Annotated in this window: 13 protein-coding genes and 2 pseudogenes; 12 read left to right on the top strand and 3 right to left on the bottom strand. The window is 42.9% G+C overall.

The features are described 5' to 3' along the window. Positions 1–121: 121 nt before the first annotated feature. The 4 genes and pseudogenes from brnQ to ACWF5P_RS17175 all read left to right on the top strand — a co-directional run bounded on the left by brnQ (position 122) and on the right by ACWF5P_RS17175 (position 5596). A pseudogene (gene brnQ / locus ACWF5P_RS17190) lies at positions 122–1452 on the top strand (branched-chain amino acid transport system II carrier protein). 400 nt (positions 1453–1852) lie between these two features. Then, on the top strand, positions 1853–2746 hold the full coding sequence (locus ACWF5P_RS17185; protein ID WP_452445102.1) for an AAA family ATPase: 894 nt from the start codon (positions 1853–1855) through the stop codon (positions 2744–2746). A 15-nt stretch (positions 2747–2761) separates the two neighbouring features. Further along, on the top strand, positions 2762–4678 hold the full coding sequence (locus ACWF5P_RS17180) for a vWA domain-containing protein (RefSeq protein ID WP_434167945.1): 1917 nt from the start codon (positions 2762–2764) through the stop codon (positions 4676–4678). Between the two features lie 216 nt (positions 4679–4894). After that, positions 4895–5596, top strand: coding sequence for a hypothetical protein (locus ACWF5P_RS17175; protein ID WP_232783026.1), 702 nt, complete (start codon positions 4895–4897; stop codon positions 5594–5596). 52 nt (positions 5597–5648) lie between these two features. Here the strand turns inward: ACWF5P_RS17175 and ACWF5P_RS17170 are convergent, their stop codons facing one another. Further along, a complete protein-coding gene (locus ACWF5P_RS17170; RefSeq protein ID WP_048686276.1) occupies positions 5649–5768 on the bottom strand; it encodes a DUF4023 family protein in 120 nt (39 codons plus the stop codon). Between the two features lie 286 nt (positions 5769–6054). Between ACWF5P_RS17170 and ACWF5P_RS17165 the strand changes: the two genes are divergently transcribed. The 7 genes and pseudogenes from ACWF5P_RS17165 (at position 6055) to ACWF5P_RS17135 (ending at position 13446) form a co-directional block, all read left to right on the top strand. Next, positions 6055–7428, top strand: a complete 1374-nt coding sequence (locus ACWF5P_RS17165) for a histidine kinase N-terminal domain-containing protein (protein WP_434167944.1) — start codon at positions 6055–6057, stop codon at positions 7426–7428. A 9-nt stretch (positions 7429–7437) separates the two neighbouring features. Then, complete coding sequence (locus tag ACWF5P_RS17160; protein ID WP_230178460.1) at positions 7438–8022, top strand: ANTAR domain-containing response regulator; 585 nt, start codon at positions 7438–7440, stop codon at positions 8020–8022. Between the two features lie 146 nt (positions 8023–8168). Then, complete coding sequence (gene eutH, locus ACWF5P_RS17155; protein WP_427575111.1) at positions 8169–9440, top strand: ethanolamine utilization protein EutH; 1272 nt, start codon at positions 8169–8171, stop codon at positions 9438–9440. Between the two features lie 18 nt (positions 9441–9458). After that, a complete protein-coding gene (locus ACWF5P_RS17150; protein ID WP_434167943.1) occupies positions 9459–10865 on the top strand; it encodes an ethanolamine ammonia-lyase reactivating factor EutA in 1407 nt (468 codons plus the stop codon). Positions 10866–10883: 18 nt separating this feature from the next. Continuing rightward, positions 10884–12248 (top strand): ethanolamine ammonia-lyase subunit EutB, encoded by a 1365-nt coding sequence (locus ACWF5P_RS17145; RefSeq protein ID WP_101225534.1) that lies wholly within the window; start codon positions 10884–10886, stop codon positions 12246–12248. A 32-nt stretch (positions 12249–12280) separates the two neighbouring features. Then, a pseudogene (gene eutC, locus ACWF5P_RS17140) lies at positions 12281–13006 on the top strand (ethanolamine ammonia-lyase subunit EutC); the annotation flags it as partial. 302 nt (positions 13007–13308) lie between these two features. Continuing rightward, the gene (locus ACWF5P_RS17135) at positions 13309–13446 is read left to right on the top strand and encodes a hypothetical protein (protein ID WP_434167941.1); all 138 of its coding nucleotides are present in this window, start codon (positions 13309–13311) and stop codon (positions 13444–13446) included. A gap of 63 nt (positions 13447–13509) precedes the next feature. Here the strand turns inward: ACWF5P_RS17135 and ACWF5P_RS17130 are convergent, their stop codons facing one another. Beyond that, entirely contained in the window at positions 13510–14235 is a 726-nt protein-coding gene (locus ACWF5P_RS17130) for a DUF4261 domain-containing protein (RefSeq protein WP_101225531.1), read from the bottom strand. Positions 14236–14497: 262 nt separating this feature from the next. On the opposite strand from ACWF5P_RS17130, the gene ACWF5P_RS17125 reads away from it, so the two are divergent. Continuing rightward, entirely contained in the window at positions 14498–15217 is a 720-nt protein-coding gene (locus tag ACWF5P_RS17125) for a YebC/PmpR family DNA-binding transcriptional regulator (RefSeq protein WP_434167940.1), read from the top strand. Positions 15218–15317: 100 nt separating this feature from the next. On the opposite strand, the gene ACWF5P_RS17120 is transcribed toward ACWF5P_RS17125, so the two are convergent. Further along, positions 15318–16724 (bottom strand): polysaccharide deacetylase family protein, encoded by a 1407-nt coding sequence (locus ACWF5P_RS17120; protein ID WP_101225529.1) that lies wholly within the window; start codon positions 16722–16724, stop codon positions 15318–15320. Positions 16725–16729: the final 5 nt, after the last annotated feature.

The following is a 16729-nucleotide window of genomic DNA, read 5'->3' as shown; positions in this document are numbered from 1 at the left end:
AGTTTCATGAAGGTCCATTTTAACAGATAAGTAGAATGGTTCGAAGTTCATGTCACTTTTTACCGGAAATTGATGGACAACTTTTCTTCGTTAAGATAATCAAATCAATGGAGGGCTCTATATGTCACAGAAAGCACCGCTATCTTTTGTCATTGTAACAGGATTAATGCTTTTTGCTTTATTTTTTGGTGCAGGAAACTTAATTTTCCCTGCCATGCTCGGTCAATCCGCGGGGACCAATTTGTGGTCGGCCAGTTTAGGGTTCATCATTACTGGTGTTGGATTGCCATTCATTACAATATTGGCATTTGGTTTTTCGGGGAAAAATGATGTTCAATCGCTTGCAAGCAGGGCACACCCGTTATTCGGTATCATTTTCACAGTCGTTCTTTATTTATCTTTGGGACCGCTTTTCGCGCTTCCAAGAACGGGGAGTGTGTCCTACGAAATAGGGATTAAACCTTTCCTATCTAATGATGTCGGTTTTTTACCATTGCTGATATTCACGATCATATACTTTGGAATTGCCTGTTTGTTATCCATCAATCCATCAAAAATGCTCGATATCGTCGGAAAAATATTAACACCTTTATTATTGATTTTCATCGGGATTCTCATTGTGGTCGCCATTATTAACCCAATGGGTGAAATCCAGTCACCAGCGGCGGAATATTCAGATAATTCTTTCTTCAAGGGGTTTAAAGAAGGATATTTGACCATGGATACGCTGGCCGGATTTGCATTTGGGATCATCGTCATCAACGCGATCAAAGATAGAGGGATAACATCAAGAAAAGAAGTGTTAGGCTTCTGTTTGAAAGCCGGCTTAATTGCTGCCACCTTGTTGGTGATCGTTTATGCGTCCATAACTTATGTCGGGGCAACAAGTGTGGAAAAACTCGGTCAACTGGGTAATGGCGGAGACGTTTTGGCTCAAGCCTCGAATCATTTTTTCGGACCGGCTGGTGCCGTGTTGTTAGGGTTGATTGTGATCGCTGCTTGCCTGACGACAAGCATCGGTTTGATAACGGCTTGTGCTACGTATTTCAATAAAATACTGCCTGCTGTATCGTATAAATCATATGTCGTCATCTTCTCCGTTTTCAGTGCGGCTGTTGCCAATGTAGGTTTGACAAAGCTCATTTCCATTACAGTGCCTGTGTTAACGGCGCTTTATCCCGTGGCGATCGTTTTGATTGTCCTAACGTTCTTCCATTCCTTATTCAAAGGGAAATCGGAGGTATATTTAGGAAGCTTATTATTAACGGCCATCATCAGCATAATGGATGGAATAGTGGCATCAGGCATTAAAATGGATGCCGTTTCGGACCTTTTCACTCAATACCTTCCACTATATAGTGTAGGGTGGGATGGATAATTCCTGCCATCATCGGCGGTGTATTGGGCTACATGGTATACCTATTGAAAGGTGACCCTAAGGAAGCCTATTAAGGGATATCATTCACTAACATCGATTCTTGAAAGGAGCTGTCTTGCTGACAGCTCCTTAGTTTGTCTACAAAAGTGATACCCCGCCCCTATTTTGATGAGGCTGGGCATCCGCGGAAAGGGAGTGGATTTCAGAAATCAGGCAGGAACGTATTTTACATAAAAAACTGCAGCGAACTAGTTCTATGGTTTTTTATTGTTTTATGAAACTCTTATTGGATTGAAGAAATCTGTGACACGCAATTTGCTTTGATGAGTCTTGGTATCGGAGTAAGGGAGCGGATTTCAGAATGAAAAACTGCAGGGGAAACTCGTTTTATTCCGAGTTTATCCACAGTTTGGGAGCTGTCTTGATGACAGCTCCTTTTCTTAGTGTTTGTTTTTAATGGGAAAGAGCCTTAAAATGTTCAGAAAGGGGTGTATGAACATAATGATCAATCGACTACCAATAGAAATAGCAAATATATTACAAGCAAGCAAAAAGAATCCTTCTCAATTTGAGGAATTGATCAGGAGCGGCGGATATCTGCCTCCCGAGATGGAGTTGATGGTGGATGCCATCACGGCCTTGAGCATGGGAAAGAATATCCTTTTGAAGGGTCCGACAGGGGCTGGAAAGACAAAGTTTGCCGAGACATTATCGAACTTATTCAACCAGCCGATGTTCAGCGTCAACTGCTCAGTCGACTTGGATGCAGAAAGCTTATTGGGCTTCAAGACGCTGGCTTACAAAGAGGAAAAACAAGTGATAGAATTCGTACCTGGACCAGTGACCAATTCGATGAATCACGGTCACTTCCTATATATAGATGAAATCAACATGGCAAAACCGGAAACTCTGCCGCTTATCAATGGCGTGCTTGATTACAGAAGGACGATAACGAATCCGTTCACGAATGAAGTCATAACGGCAAAAGAAGGCTTTAATGTGATTGCTGCAATCAACGAAGGGTATGTCGGAACAGTGCCGCTGAATGAAGCGCTAAAAAATAGGTTTGTCGTCATTGAAGTTCCTTATATCGAAGGGGAGCAGTTAAAGCAATTGATAGAAACCAATACAAAGCTGGAGGACCCAAAAAGTATTGATTTGTTCGTTAAACTGTCGAGTGATTTGATAAATGCCGTGAATCAAGGGAAGGTGGCTGAAGATGCGGCATCGATCAGGGCTTTGCTTGATGCTTGCGATCTGAGTGTGTTGATCCCGGCGAAACGGGCGATTCTTCGTTCCATTGTGGATAAGTTGGACGAGGAACGGGAGCGTGAGTTCGTGAAGAACTTGGCTGACACATTATTCTAACTAGGAGAATGCCTCATGAAGTATATCCGGTTCAATGATTCAATAATAGATACGGCTCTTTTTTTACAGCTTCAGGATCTCTCGACTGTTTTATCCGGCATTCCTGAGCTGGAATTCGAATACAATTATGGCTCCTTCATTGATCTGATCGAGAATAAGGTCACAGCTAGCCATTTTTGGGAAAATGGCAATAAGGAAGTGAAGGAAGCGGGATTGAAAACGGACGTGCTCCTTAGAACGATAGGCACGCTGCATCATACGACAATCCAGAGCATGAAGGAGTACCAGGACAGCATCGGGGAAAGTTCACTTCCGAAGTTTGCAGCCCAATTATTCGCTTTGCTGGAAGATTTGCGATTGGAAGAATTGGTGAAGAAAGAAAGGCCAGGCACGAAAAAATGGTTTTCGGTAAGGGGGGCTTACCTTAAACAATATTTCGAAAGCCAATTGGCGACGAATGTCACAAGAAGTTTTGCACTGGATGAATTATACTGCCTCATATATTTACTGCTTCAATCTGACAGGCCGGATCCGATTTTTCCAAGAGCCAATGAAAGGCAGCTGGAAGAACTGGAGAAGCTCAAACCGTTCATCCATTCGGTCTTTGAAGCTACTAAAACCAGTGATATCACAAGGATTTGCGAGCAAATCGTTTTCCGTATCAATGATGGATACGAGGATACGATGAATGAATATTTCATTTTCCCCATTGCAAGTGTGGAAAAGTATAAAGCAAATACCTTATTTGATGAACTGACTAGAAATGATGAACTGTTGAACGATGATACAGATGATGCAGACGAAGAAAAAAGTGAGTTCATTGATGAAAAATTTTCGACTTGGCATCGGGAGAACAAGAACGGCGAGAGTAATTCGACGTTTCTCCAATTTGAATTGGAGCAGGGAACGAAAACAAGCCTGATGGGCGGAGGTGCCCGGGAAGCGGAAGATGCCGACCAAGCACTGGCTTCGATCCAGGGTTCATCGGGTGAAAGTCAACAAAAGGAATACAATCAGCAAGAAACGCTGGAGAAGAAACAAACCAATATGGGTAAAAGCGGTGAACATCCATTTGGTGAAGAAAATAAAGACGTGGTTCAGGTAATCAAGGAAGCAAAAGTACCAACACTTACGGAAGAGAAGCGCTACCGTGAGTTTGTTGCGGATATCGAACCGTTTAAGAGAAAACTCTCCAGTACAATTGAAAAAACACTGGAAAATAAAAAGAACGCACCTAGAAAAGATTTGGTTTTTGGCCGTTTATCAAAGAAATTACTGCCGCTTGTATTTGAAGAGAATCCTCGGGTTTTTTATAAAAAGAACCAGGATTCAAATGAAATGGATGCCGTATTCACATTGCTTATCGATTGCTCGGCATCCATGCATAACAAGATGGATGAAACGAAACGAGGGGTGGTCCTGTTTCATGAAGTACTGAAGAAATTAAGGATCCCCCACTCGATAGTAGGCTTTTGGGAAGATGCAAATGAAGTGAGAGAAGGATATCAGCCAAACTACTTCCATGTGATTCAATCCCATTCTGATTCTCTTTATCTAAACTCAGGAGCTAAAATCATGCAGCTTGAACCTGAGGAAGATAACCGGGACGGATACAGTATCAGGGTTGCCGCAATGGAATTGGAAAAAAGACGCGAAAAAAACCGTTTCTTGCTCGTGTTTTCCGATGGTGAGCCGGCAGCTGCCGATTATGATCAAAATGGCATTGTCGATACACATCTTGCTGTTTCGGAAGCCAGAAAAAAAGGCATCGAAGTCATCGGCCTGTTTTTAGCCGATGGAGGCATCGATGAAAGTGAAGAGATGACGATGAAAAACATCTATGGCAAAGAACGCCTAATGATTCCGAGTGTAGCTGAATTGCCAGAGCAATTTACACCGCTGTTAAAAAAATTGCTGCTGAAGACCATTTGAGAAATCGGGTTTCCCCTGAAAAGCAAGATTAGAACAGAAATAGGAATCCGATTAGAATAAAGGAATAAAACACAGTAAGATTCAATGGGATCTTACTGTGTTTTTTGTTTTCGTGTCAGTTATTTGCATTAAGTGAATATATTGGTGGAGACTTGAAGAGACAACGAATGCTTTCTTTTGACGGGATTGGGGTAAACCATAGATGAGGAAGTGATCATGTTGATGAATTTACTTTTTATGCTGCTTTATTTTATAATCATTGTTCTTGTTATTGAAATATCGGTCACCTTGATGAAATTGACTGGATTAAAAAGCACAGTGGCAAGATTTCAGGTTATTTCCATGCTGACGGGCACTGGTTTTACAACTGACGAGTCAAAATCCATTATCGATCACCCCGTTCGAAGGAAAATAAGCATGTTCTTAATTTTATTTGGTGCATTCTCGCTTGCTGTCATCATTTCATCGATCAGTACATTGCTTACAGATGATTTACGCTTGATGGAGTTAAGCATCATTATTGGAATACTGCTGGTTTTAACCGTTTTAGTGAAAGTTCCATTCCTGAATAATAGATTATCGAATAAGATGAAAAGTGAAATGTACAATCATTATGAATTATGGGAACACCCGATAGAAGAGGTCCTATTTTTAGAAGATGAAGACGTGGTCATGGAGATCGATATTTATGAGGACTCGGAGTTCATCGACGTCAAAGCCTATGATGTCATATCACATGGAGCCGACATCAATATTTTATTTATTGAAAGCGGAGAAGTGAAAATCAGAAAAGAGCTATATGAGTATAAAATCAAATTAGGGGATAACCTCTTTTTATATGGAAATAAAAATGAGATAGAAGAAACATTTTCTAAAGAAATCGAAGAGATGAAGAAGAAAAAAAGTGCATCGGAGTGAAAGGAATCCCAGCCTGAAATTTAAGGCTGGGATCTTTTGAAGAAGGACTTGATTAATGTTTTTTATTCGGTAATTTCTGAGCGGGATTCCCATTACCTTGACGGCGCATATTGCCTTCTTCCTTTTTTTGCTGCTCTTGAATGCTTTCAACAAACTCCTTTGAACTTTTCATGGAATGTACCTCCTTCGTTATTTTCTTTTTTACTATAACCAGAAGAGGTAGAATTCATGAGGGATCTGAATACCTTGCAAAAAGCAAATGTAGTAATATATGGACTTAAGATGGTAACTATGTTCCACAAGTGAGTTGATAAGAATGTGGATCAATCTTCTTAAATATCGTTATCTATGTTAGAATACATTACATTAGAATATTTTGAATATTGACAAAAATAGGGTCGATATCTATAATAATCAATAATAATATCCATGAATAAACGTTTATTGGAGTTTTGCCTATGGAACGGACAATGACTGTCCGAGATTTATGTGAGTTGCATACTCTTTTACTGGACAGTGATATTCAAATTCTTGAAAACCTATCAACGAATTTATCGTTGATAGCCAATTTGAATAAAGCGAATGTGTTTATTGATTGTCCGGTGCGTGAAGGGAAGCATGCCATTGTCGTGGCAGAGGCATGCGGGCATTCCGTGAATTCGGTTTACGATCATCCGGTTGTCGGAAAATTTGCCTATGAGGCTTTTGAACCGGCCGTATTTTATGTATTGCGTACCGGAAAGGACATGTTCGTGAATCGGGCATTGACTCAAGAGGGAGCAATGGTCCAGCAAAGTGTCGTTCCAATCAAGGGGGAATGCAATCGGGTCATCGCCGTTTTGATCATGGAAAAGGTGATGGATGAAGAACCTGAAACTTCAAATCAGTTTGATAGGCAAGATCAGCAGAATTCCTTAGTTCCTGAATTTATCGAGGAGTCCATTTTCCTGATTAATAATCAAAATCGACTTGTCTATACGAATCCTTCTGCCATTAATCTAGTATCGGAAATATGCATGACGGAATGTGTCTTAGGTGAATCCATTTTCGAATATTTTCCTGGCTTTGCCGATGTTCTTGCTTCAAAAGAGGACATTTTAATGAAGGAAATGAACATTGGTAAAAAGATTTTCCAAATAAAGAAATTCCATTTGGGCAATAAGAATTCCAATGAAACGTTCATCATCATCCGGGACCTGACTGAACTGCGGGATAAAGAGAGAGAGCTGATTAGCAAATCAGTAGCCATTCGTGAAATTCATCATAGGGTGAAGAATAATTTGCAGACAGTGGCCAGTTTACTTCGGCTGCAAATGAGGATAGGGGCCCCTGAAGAAATCAAGCCCCATTTATTGGTCAGTCTGAACCGGGTGTTAAGCATCTCGTCGGTTTATGAAATCATTTTGGCAAGCAGTGAGGTCGAACATGTGGATCTGCTGGAGCTTATTAGGAAAATAGGCGATATGATTGTTCATACGGAGGGTCATGCCCGTCAATGCCTAAGCATTGAATATAATGGTGAGCTTCATTCCATTGATTCCGACATTGGCATATCTGTCGCGCTGGTAGTGAATGAGCTCATCCATAATTGTGTGAAGCATGCTTTCAAGGAAGGGTCGGAAGGGAAGATTACCGTATGCTTGCAAAAGGATGAACCTGTATTGGAAATTCAAGTAAGAGATGATGGCATCGGGTATACACCTGCTATGAAACCTTCTTTGGGGCTGGATATCATCCGAATGACGGTGGAAAACGATTTGGATGGGGAGTTTTCGATTCATCGGATTAAAGAAGGTACCCTGGCTTCTGTAAGATTTCCATACAAGAGGTAGGTGGGAGAAGTGGTCAAGAGGATTTTGGTCGTGGAGGATGAATCGATACTTCTGCTTGATATAACGATCATGCTCAAGGATGCAGGCTTCGATGTGGTTGGACATGCACGTAATGGCGAGAAGGCAATTGAATTGGCACATGCACTACAGCCGGATCTGGTTTTGATGGATATCAAAATGCCTAAAATGAATGGGCTCAAGGCTAGCGATGTGATATCCAATACTTTTCAGATTCCAGTCCTGCTTTTAACCGCATTCAGTCAGCGTGAATATATCGATGAGGCGAAGCGGGCGAATATCGTAGGTTATCTTGTAAAGCCAATTACGGAGGCGAATCTGATTCCGGCAGTGGAGATAGCTTTGCTGCAAGCAGCCAATACAAAGAAGTATCAGGAACGAAATGCTCAATTGGATGAAACTCTCACAAATCGTAAAGTCATTGAAAAGGCAAAAGGTATCATCATGAAAAGGAAGAATGTAACGGAAGAAGTCGCTTACAATAAGCTGAGAAGGCTAAGCATGGATAAGCAGCTTTCCATGGAGACGGTGGCACGACGAATCATTGCAAATGATCAAAAACAAGTAAATAGATGAAGCAATGGCGCTTTGATGGACCAAATTGGTTGTAGGCAGGCATTTCTGCCGGGTAACCTAAGTTTGGGCTATAAGAGGCGTCTTTTTTATACCCTTTTTTTAAAAGTCGATAGGCCAAATCAAATCGGAATTCAGGGGGAATATGTATGGAGATGGTAGGTAAATTCGTTATTTATATCATTATGGTGTGTGCCGTTGTCGGTGCTATTGCATCGATTAAAGACAGTGAGCAAGGCTTGGGGAAACATTTCATGGAAGGTTTGCATACCGTTGGCCATATATTTATCCCGGCAGCTGGAATCATGGCCTCGATCCCTTATTTATCATGGTTCATCAATACAGTATGCGGCCCGGTTTTCGCTGCGATCGGTGCAGATCCCGCCCTCGCCGCAACAACGATTTTGGCGACGGATATGGGGGGCTACCAATTAGCGGCCGAGCTGAAGGAATCGTATGAAGGCTGGATTATGGCGATGATTGTCGGCTTCATGTCTGGGGCAACGATTGTATTCTCAATTCCAATGGGGCTTGCGATGCTGGAGAAGCGTGATCATAAATACATGGCACTTGGTGTCATGTCAGGAATCCTGACGATTCCCATTGGCGCTTTTATCTCAAGCGTGCTGGTGGTGGCAACGAATTCGAAAATCCGCGAAGTGATTTCCACGAATGCGGATTCTACATACGAATTCGCGTTGAGCTATTTGAAAATTGCCCTGAATCTTTCCCCTCTTCTTATTTTTGTGGTCTTGCTCGCGTTAGGCCTTTATTTCCTACCGGATTTGATGATCAAAGGTTTCATGTGGTTTGGAAAAATATTGGACGCCGCGATTAAACTAGTACTCGTGTTTTCGATCGTTGAAATTTTCACGGGATTGTTTTCCAAAGTATTTGGTGCTTGGGGTTTCCATCCGATCATGGCCGATAAGGCAGACCAGTTCCGTGCCCTGGAAACGGCGGGGTATATCGGGATAATGCTGGCAGGTGCATTTCCAATGATTTACCTGATTCAAAAATATGCAGGCAAGCCTTTGGAAGCGATGGGAGGGAAAATTGGGTTGAGTAAAGCTGGGAGTGCAGGGATATTAGCCACGGTAGCCAATATATTAGCAATGTTCAAGCTTGTTAAAGATATGCCGCCGAAGGATAAGGTCATAAACATCTCCTTCGCTGTGTGTGCGGCCTTCCTATTGGGCGATCATTTATCATTCACAGCCAACTTTCAGCCCTCCTTAATATTACCGATCATTGTCGGTAAGCTATCTGCCGGAGCGATTGGAATCGGTCTTGCTTACTGGCTGTCCGTTCCGAAAGCTTTGGAATTAGAAGAAAAGGATCGTGCAGCAGGAGTTATCGGCATTAATGAATATAAAACGAAAAACGAAGAAGAAAACAGTAATGAAATCCAAGTGGTGTAAAACTGGGGTGTGATTTTAATGAATGAACAGGTGGAACGAATCATCAGTGCAGGAATTGATATTGGCACCAGTACGACGAAACTTATTATCAGCGAGCTCTCGCTTAGGAATGTGGCGGGTGGCGGACAGGTGCCAAAAATCGAAATTACCGATAAGGAAATTCTGTATCGAAGTCCCATTTTCAGGACCCCGCTTTTATCCGAGACGGTAATTGACATACCTGCTGTTCAAAGAATGGTGGAAAGTGAATACCAAAAAGCAGGAATCACGATTGAAAACATACAAACAGGGGCTGTCATCATCACTGGGGAAACGGCAACCAAACAAAATGCAGAAGAAATGGTGCACCGGTTATCTAAAGCGGCGGGGGAATTCCTTGTAGCGGCAGCCGGTCCGGATTTGGAGGGAATCATTGCCGCCAAGGGATCCGGTGCCTATCAACATTCCATCAAGACAAGAAAGACTGTAGCGAACATAGACATTGGCGGGGGGACCGCGAATATTGCCGTATACCATTCAGGCATGCTTTGCGGAACTTGCACACTGCATATAGGAGGCCGTTTGGTGGAGTGGGACGGAGCGAAGGTGAAGGTTGCTCCTTCAATAGGAAAATGGCTGAAATCAAAAGGGCACTCTCCTTTGAATGGTGAAGGGTCAATCATCGCAAATGAAATGGCGAAGGTGCTTTCGAGGTTTTTGGCTGGCTCCTTCACAAAAGAAGATGAACTTCTATTAGTTGGGAAGGTGCCATCTTGGACAGAACGAATAGAAGTGTTGATGTTCTCGGGCGGTGTCAGTGATTGCATTTATCATGAAGAACGGGAGGACAAAAGCTTCCGGGATATCGGCATGATGCTTGCGGCCTCTATCAAGGAAAGTGAAGAATTGGCCGCATGGGAGTGGGAACAGCCCGTTGAAACGGTTCGGGCGACTGTACTTGGAGCAGGCGCACATACAACTGAAATCAGCGGAGCAACCATCGAGGTGAATGATTCTCATCTGCCAGTTCGTAATATTCCAGTCTATCGGGTCGATTTTCATGGCGGGCTTGATGATGTAACCGCGAAAATGGCACAAGCTGTTCAGGATGCGATCACAATATACGACGCCTTGCAGGAGGGGCTGAATTTTGCCTTTTATTTAACGAATTTACCTTATCAATCATTTCGGGACATTCACCGGCTCGCAGTCGCTTTCACCGAGGCACTGAAGCAAAAACCGAATCGGCAGCAGCCTCTGATCGTTGTCATGGATAGTGATTATGGGAAGGCACTTGGTCAAACCATTCTAGCGAACCAACCGGATCTGCCGGTCATCTGCATTGATCAGACAGAAGTGGAACATGGTGATTATTTGGATATAGGAAGGCTGCTTCGGACAGGAGTCGTTCCGGTTGTAGTAAAAACGCTAACCTTTCACAGTTAGGAAAAGGAGGATTATACGATGAAATTATCCACTCAATACTTTGGGGAAATCCATCAATTCAAATCGTTGAAAGAAGTCCTGGCCAAAGCGAATGAAGAGAAATCAGGAGATAGACTTGCGGGAATTGCAGCAGATTCTGTCCAAGAACGGATTGCTGCGAAAGCGGTGCTTAGCGAATTGACTTTGGCGGACATTAGGAACTATCCCCTGCTCTCCCCGGAAGAGGATGAGGTGTCGCGGATCATAGATGGTCTCATCAATGGAACCATCTATCAATCTGTGAAGAATTGGAGCGTTGCCGAGCTGCGAGAATATATTTTGAGTGACGACACGACCGGCGAGGATTTAAAGCGATTAAGCAGGGGATTGAATAGTGAAATGATTGCTGCGGCAGCCAAATTGATGTCGAACCTCGACCTTATCCATGCAGCCAATAAAATCGAAGTGCTCACCAAGAATAATAGCACGATCGGATACAAAGGAACGCTTGCTTCGCGCCTTCAGCCTAACCACCCGACTGACAATGTGGATGGCATGCTGGCTTCTTTAAAAGAAGGCCTCTCCTATGGAATCGGGGATGCACTCATTGGAATCAACCCTGTCGATGATTCGGTCGAAAGCGTAAAGCGGCTGCTTCATGCGACACAGGATGTCATCCAGAAATGGAACATTCCGACCCAAAATTGTGTACTTGCGCATGTGACCACGCAAATGAAGGCCGTACAGCAAGGTGCGCCTGCTGATATGATCTTTCAAAGCATAGCCGGAACGGAAACGGCCAATCGCTCTTTTGGAATTAACGTACAATTGCTCGAAGAAGCTAATGAGATCGCGAAGGCCTATGGGACCGGCACAGGCCCGCAGCATCTTTATTTTGAAACGGGGCAAGGCTCCGAGTTATCGGCTGAAGCGCATTTCGGAATCGATCAGGTGACGCTTGAAGCCAGGAACTATGGATTTGCCCGCTATTTTGATCCGTACATTGTCAATACGGTCGTCGGATTCATCGGACCTGAATATCTATATAATAGCAAGCAGGTCATCCGAGCCGGGTTAGAAGACCATTTCATGGGAAAAATGCATGGACTGCCGATGGGTGTGGATATTTGCTATACGAATCATATGAAGGCTGATCAAAATGATATCGAGGACTTGGGTGTACTTTTAACGGCTGCTGGTGTGAATTTCATCATCGCAACTCCGATGGGGGATGACTGCATGTTAAACTATCAGTCTTTGAGTTACCACGATATAGCGACTTTGAGGCAAACGATGGATAAACGGCCTGCCCCATTATATGAAGCTTGGCTGGAGAAGATGGAGATTATGGAGAATGGAAAATTAACGAAGCGTGCCGGTGATCCAACTATATTTAACCATTAGGAGTGGATGATATGGGAATGAATAATAAGGAAGATTTGGATGCCTTGATAGCGAAAACCCCTGCACGCATAGGTGTAGGCAGGTCAGGCACCCGGCCGAAAACGGATTCTTGGCTGAAATTTCGTTTTGACCATGCGGCGGCCGTTGATGCTGTATATGGTGAAGTCAGTGATATTCTTTTGAAGCGCTTGGATTTATTCAAGGTGAAAACGAAGGCCGATGATAAGGAAGTCTATTTACGGCGTCCGGATTATGGCAGAAAGCTTTCGGATGAAGCAAAGCGGGTGATAGAAGCCAAATGCATAAAGGCCCCAACGGTTCAAATCATCATTTCCGATGGCTTAAGTGCCAAGGCGATCGAAGAAAATGTGGAGGACGTCTATTTATCTTTCAAACAATCTTTGGCAGTGGCAGGTCTGGATACGGGTACACCTTTTTATATTGAAAAGGGCCGGGTTGCCGTGATGGATGATATCGGTGAAATCCTAGGACCTGAAGTCATTGTCCTGTTGATCGGTGAACGGCCTGGTCTGGTCAGTGCTGAATCATTGAGCGCTTATATATGCTATAAACCACGTTTGGGCACCATTGAAGCGGAGAGGATGGTCATTTCCAACATCCATAAAGGAGGGATTCCTCCTGTTGAAGCTGGGGCACATCTTGGCACGGTCATTCAAAAGATCCTCAAATACCAAGCGAGCGGCATGTCCCTCGTGAAAAAGGAACATGAAGAAGAAAAGCGTGAAAAACTCGGTTGAAAAAATAAAAATGGAGAAGCGAATCAATTCTCTTAATAGGCAAAGGAGGGTTCGGAATGTTTTCATCCCGAACCTTGATTAAAACAAGGATATACTTTATTGTTTTCAACGTTGATTTCCACTACAGGCACTCGCTTTCCGCGGGCGTTCCGGGAGCCTCCTCGGCGCTCTTTGCGCCTGTGGGGTCTCCCTTAGACGCGCTTTTCCCGCAGGAGTCTCGTACCTTCCGTTCCAATCAAATGAGACGTTTTTTAAAATGAAAACTGCAGGATGGTCTATTCCGAACCAAGCTGGTATTCTTGATGTTTTTTACTGTAATCCTTATTGGATTGAAGAAATTTGCGACACTCCTGCCGAATAACTGGCTAGCAGAGATGCGTCGAGGAGACTTGGCAGACAGGGAGCAGATTCTGAAAACGACTGGAACGTCTTTTAAATAAAAACTGCAGGCATACCCGATCTATTCGAATTTGCCTGCAGTCTGGGGGGAGCGAATCGCTCCTCTATTTACTTGTCCCTAAATTCCATAATCCAAACGGGTTGTAGAAGGGATGGTCTTCTTCATATCTAAAGTCCTGAAGGCCCGTCAATATAAAGTCTGGTGCATCTTGCTGAATGCTAAACGTTTCGCCATTCTTAAAGAGAGGCCGTTCACCTACATGGTAATAATTAAATGTGTTAAGCAGAGCAGCCGCCTCTTTCGGACTCATTGTGTTAAGTGTCACGGCATCCGGAAGACCAAAGGCTTTCATTCCGAATGAACAATAATAGTCTTCCTCTCCGATGATCGTGACAAAATGGGCATATACCGAAAGAATATCCGGGCTATGATGAAGATGCTGCCAATCTTCCTTTGAATGGGCAATTCCAGCTGTTTCTATTTTCACTGCCATTCCGCCTGCCTTTAGGATCGCTGCCCCGGCATCGATCAAATCGATAACAGTTCCGGTATCGGATACATCGGCTATTATATAAACGGTAAAGGTATGGTCATTGATTTCCTCTAATGCATTCTCTGAAAAGGCGTCTTTACTGGCGTAAGAAAAGCTCTCTTTTAAAGTGGGTTCATAATCATGGACCTCCGCCTGAAACGTAATGTTCTTATCACTGTTATGAAAAACATTCCCGGCTAACAGATACCCTTCGCTTTGGGAAGCGACCGTTTGAATCAATTCTGTCCGGTCCTTCCATTTACCGGGTATCCCGATGATGATTTGGTTGTCCTTCATGGATCATCTCTCCTTTCCGATCACTTCATACTATACCACTGCTGATGTTTTCCATAGTATTTCATAAAAAATAGCGCAAAGTACCGATAAATGCCAGTGAGGGATGTGCAGGACTTTTTCAAAATTATACAATTGATGTATAATATAATCTAGTAAACGTATAGCCTATCTTCAAAGGAATTCCCCCTTTGTGGGTTTTCTCCTAGGGCCGTATCTTAATAATCTATTCATATATATCAATGATGAAAGAGAGTGGAATATAATGGGTCGTAAGTGGAATAACATTAAAGAAAAAAAAGCGTCAAAAGATGCTAATACTAGTCGGATTTATGCTAAATTCGGACGGGAAATATATGTAGTGGCAAAACAAGGTGAACCAGATCCAGAATCCAATCAGGCATTAAGGGTCGTACTTGAGCGTGCGAAAACGTACAATGTCCCAAGAGCGATCATTGACCGTGCGATTGAAAAAGCAAAAGGCGGTTCGGAAGAAAACTATGACGAACTCCGTTATGAAGGATTCGGTCCAAATGGTTCAATGGTCATCGTGGATGCATTGACAAACAACGTGAACCGGACGGCATCTGATGTACGTGCCGCATTTGGGAAAAATGGCGGGAATATGGGTGTCAGCGGATCTGTTGCTTATATGTTCGATGCAACGGCTGTCATCGGGATTGAAGGTAAAACGGCTGATGATGTTCTTGAACTGTTAATGGAAGCGGATGTTGATGTACGTGACATCATGGAAGAAGAAGAAAGTGTCATCGTTTATGCCGAGCCTGAACAATTCCATGCTGTACAACAAGCATTCAAGGATGCAGGAATCAGCGATTTTACAGTGGCAGAGCTGACGATGCTTGCACAAAATGACCTAACCCTTCCAGAAGATGCACAAACACAATTCGAAAAAATGATTGATGCATTGGAAGATTTGGAAGATGTTCAACAAGTTTATCATAATGTAGATCTTGGTGAATGAAATAATAAGCAGACCTTTGCTATATGATCAAAGGCCTGCTTTATTTTATTTGAAAGAAAAGAGCCTGTTCCGAATCACGGAACAGGCTCTTTTCTTTTGATTATTCACTTATGGTGATTCCGGAAAGTTCACGATCCTTCTTTACCTTTTCCAATTCCGAGATTGTTACCAGTTGATAGCCTTGGTCATGCAGTTGTTTGATGATTTTTCCTGCAGCCTGGGCGCTAGTTTGGTAGATATCATGCATTAATATGATTCTGCCATCTTTGGCTTTACTCATCACTTTGTTTACGATTTTCTTTTCATTGCGTTCTTTCCAATCTTCGGGATCGACATCCCAAAGTGTGACTTTCATATCCTCCATGTATTCACGCACATTATTGTTAATCGCTCCATATGGGGGACGGACGAGATTTGGCTCAGCACCTGTAGCTTTTTCTACAGCGTCTTGGGTCTTTTCGATTTGATCTTCGATTTTGTTCTTGCTTAAGCGCGTCAGCTGCGGATGATCCCATGAATGGTTGCCGATCTCATTTCCTTGCTGCAGCATTTTTTGAAGAACTTCCGGATAGTGCTGAACGCGGCTTCCAAGCACGAAAAACGTCGCGTGACCATCATACTTTTTCAGGTTCTCAAGAATGGACATGGTATGACTTGGATGCGGCCCGTCATCGAACGTCAAGGCAATGACCTTTTTTGAAGGGTCGATCCATTCATTTTGCACGGGCAGTTTGGCAACGATATGTTTCGGCTGCCATTCCTTTACACGATCCTCATTCAAATCTTGACTTTGATATGAATCTAGCAAACTATCTTTAAAAAGTTCCTTCTTGATGGCTATTGTATGGGTCTTGGTTGAATCATCAGTCTTAACGTAGAATACAAGCGTATTTTTCAAGACTGAAAAAGAATTGAAGTTGGCTGCCTTCAGTTTGTTTTCCTTTTTAATGAGACTGTTTGAAATGCCTTCTTCTTCCTTCTCCGTTAACTCTTCAAAAACAATATCGGATAAAACGGATAAATAATCAGTATCCGTGGCAAAGATGTCTTCTATGGAGAGCTTTTGCTGAGATGGAATATCATAAGTGAAGATCTGGGTTCCAGACTGCTTCTTTCCTTCCACTTGCTCATATTTATCGAAGGAAATCGTAATGGTCTGTTTGCTGAAATGGAGGATCGTATAGGTGAGGTTAAGCTCGGAAGCTTTTCCGTCGGATGCTTTCCATTTCTTTTCATAATCCTTAATTTCTTTCTTTATGTAGGCTTCTAGCTGCTTGTCGATATTTTCTAAATTCAGAACGGGCCTGCTGGCTGAATATCCGCCTTTCGTATTATCTTTCACATACGTTTGAATATCGGCTTCTGGGTAATTCTTATCGGTTGTATAGGCCGAAACGGTTCTTTTCTTATCAAAAGCAAGGCTTTTGATGGCTAACCCCAATGTTCCCACAGCAGCTGTTAGACAAAATAGAAAAATAAAGACTTTTTTATAATTTAATTTTCTCATGATGC

This window comes from Peribacillus sp. NPDC055009 (assembly GCF_053608705.1).
Note: the sequence above shows the minus strand (reverse complement) of the source record. Positions and strands in the feature narration are given on the sequence as shown.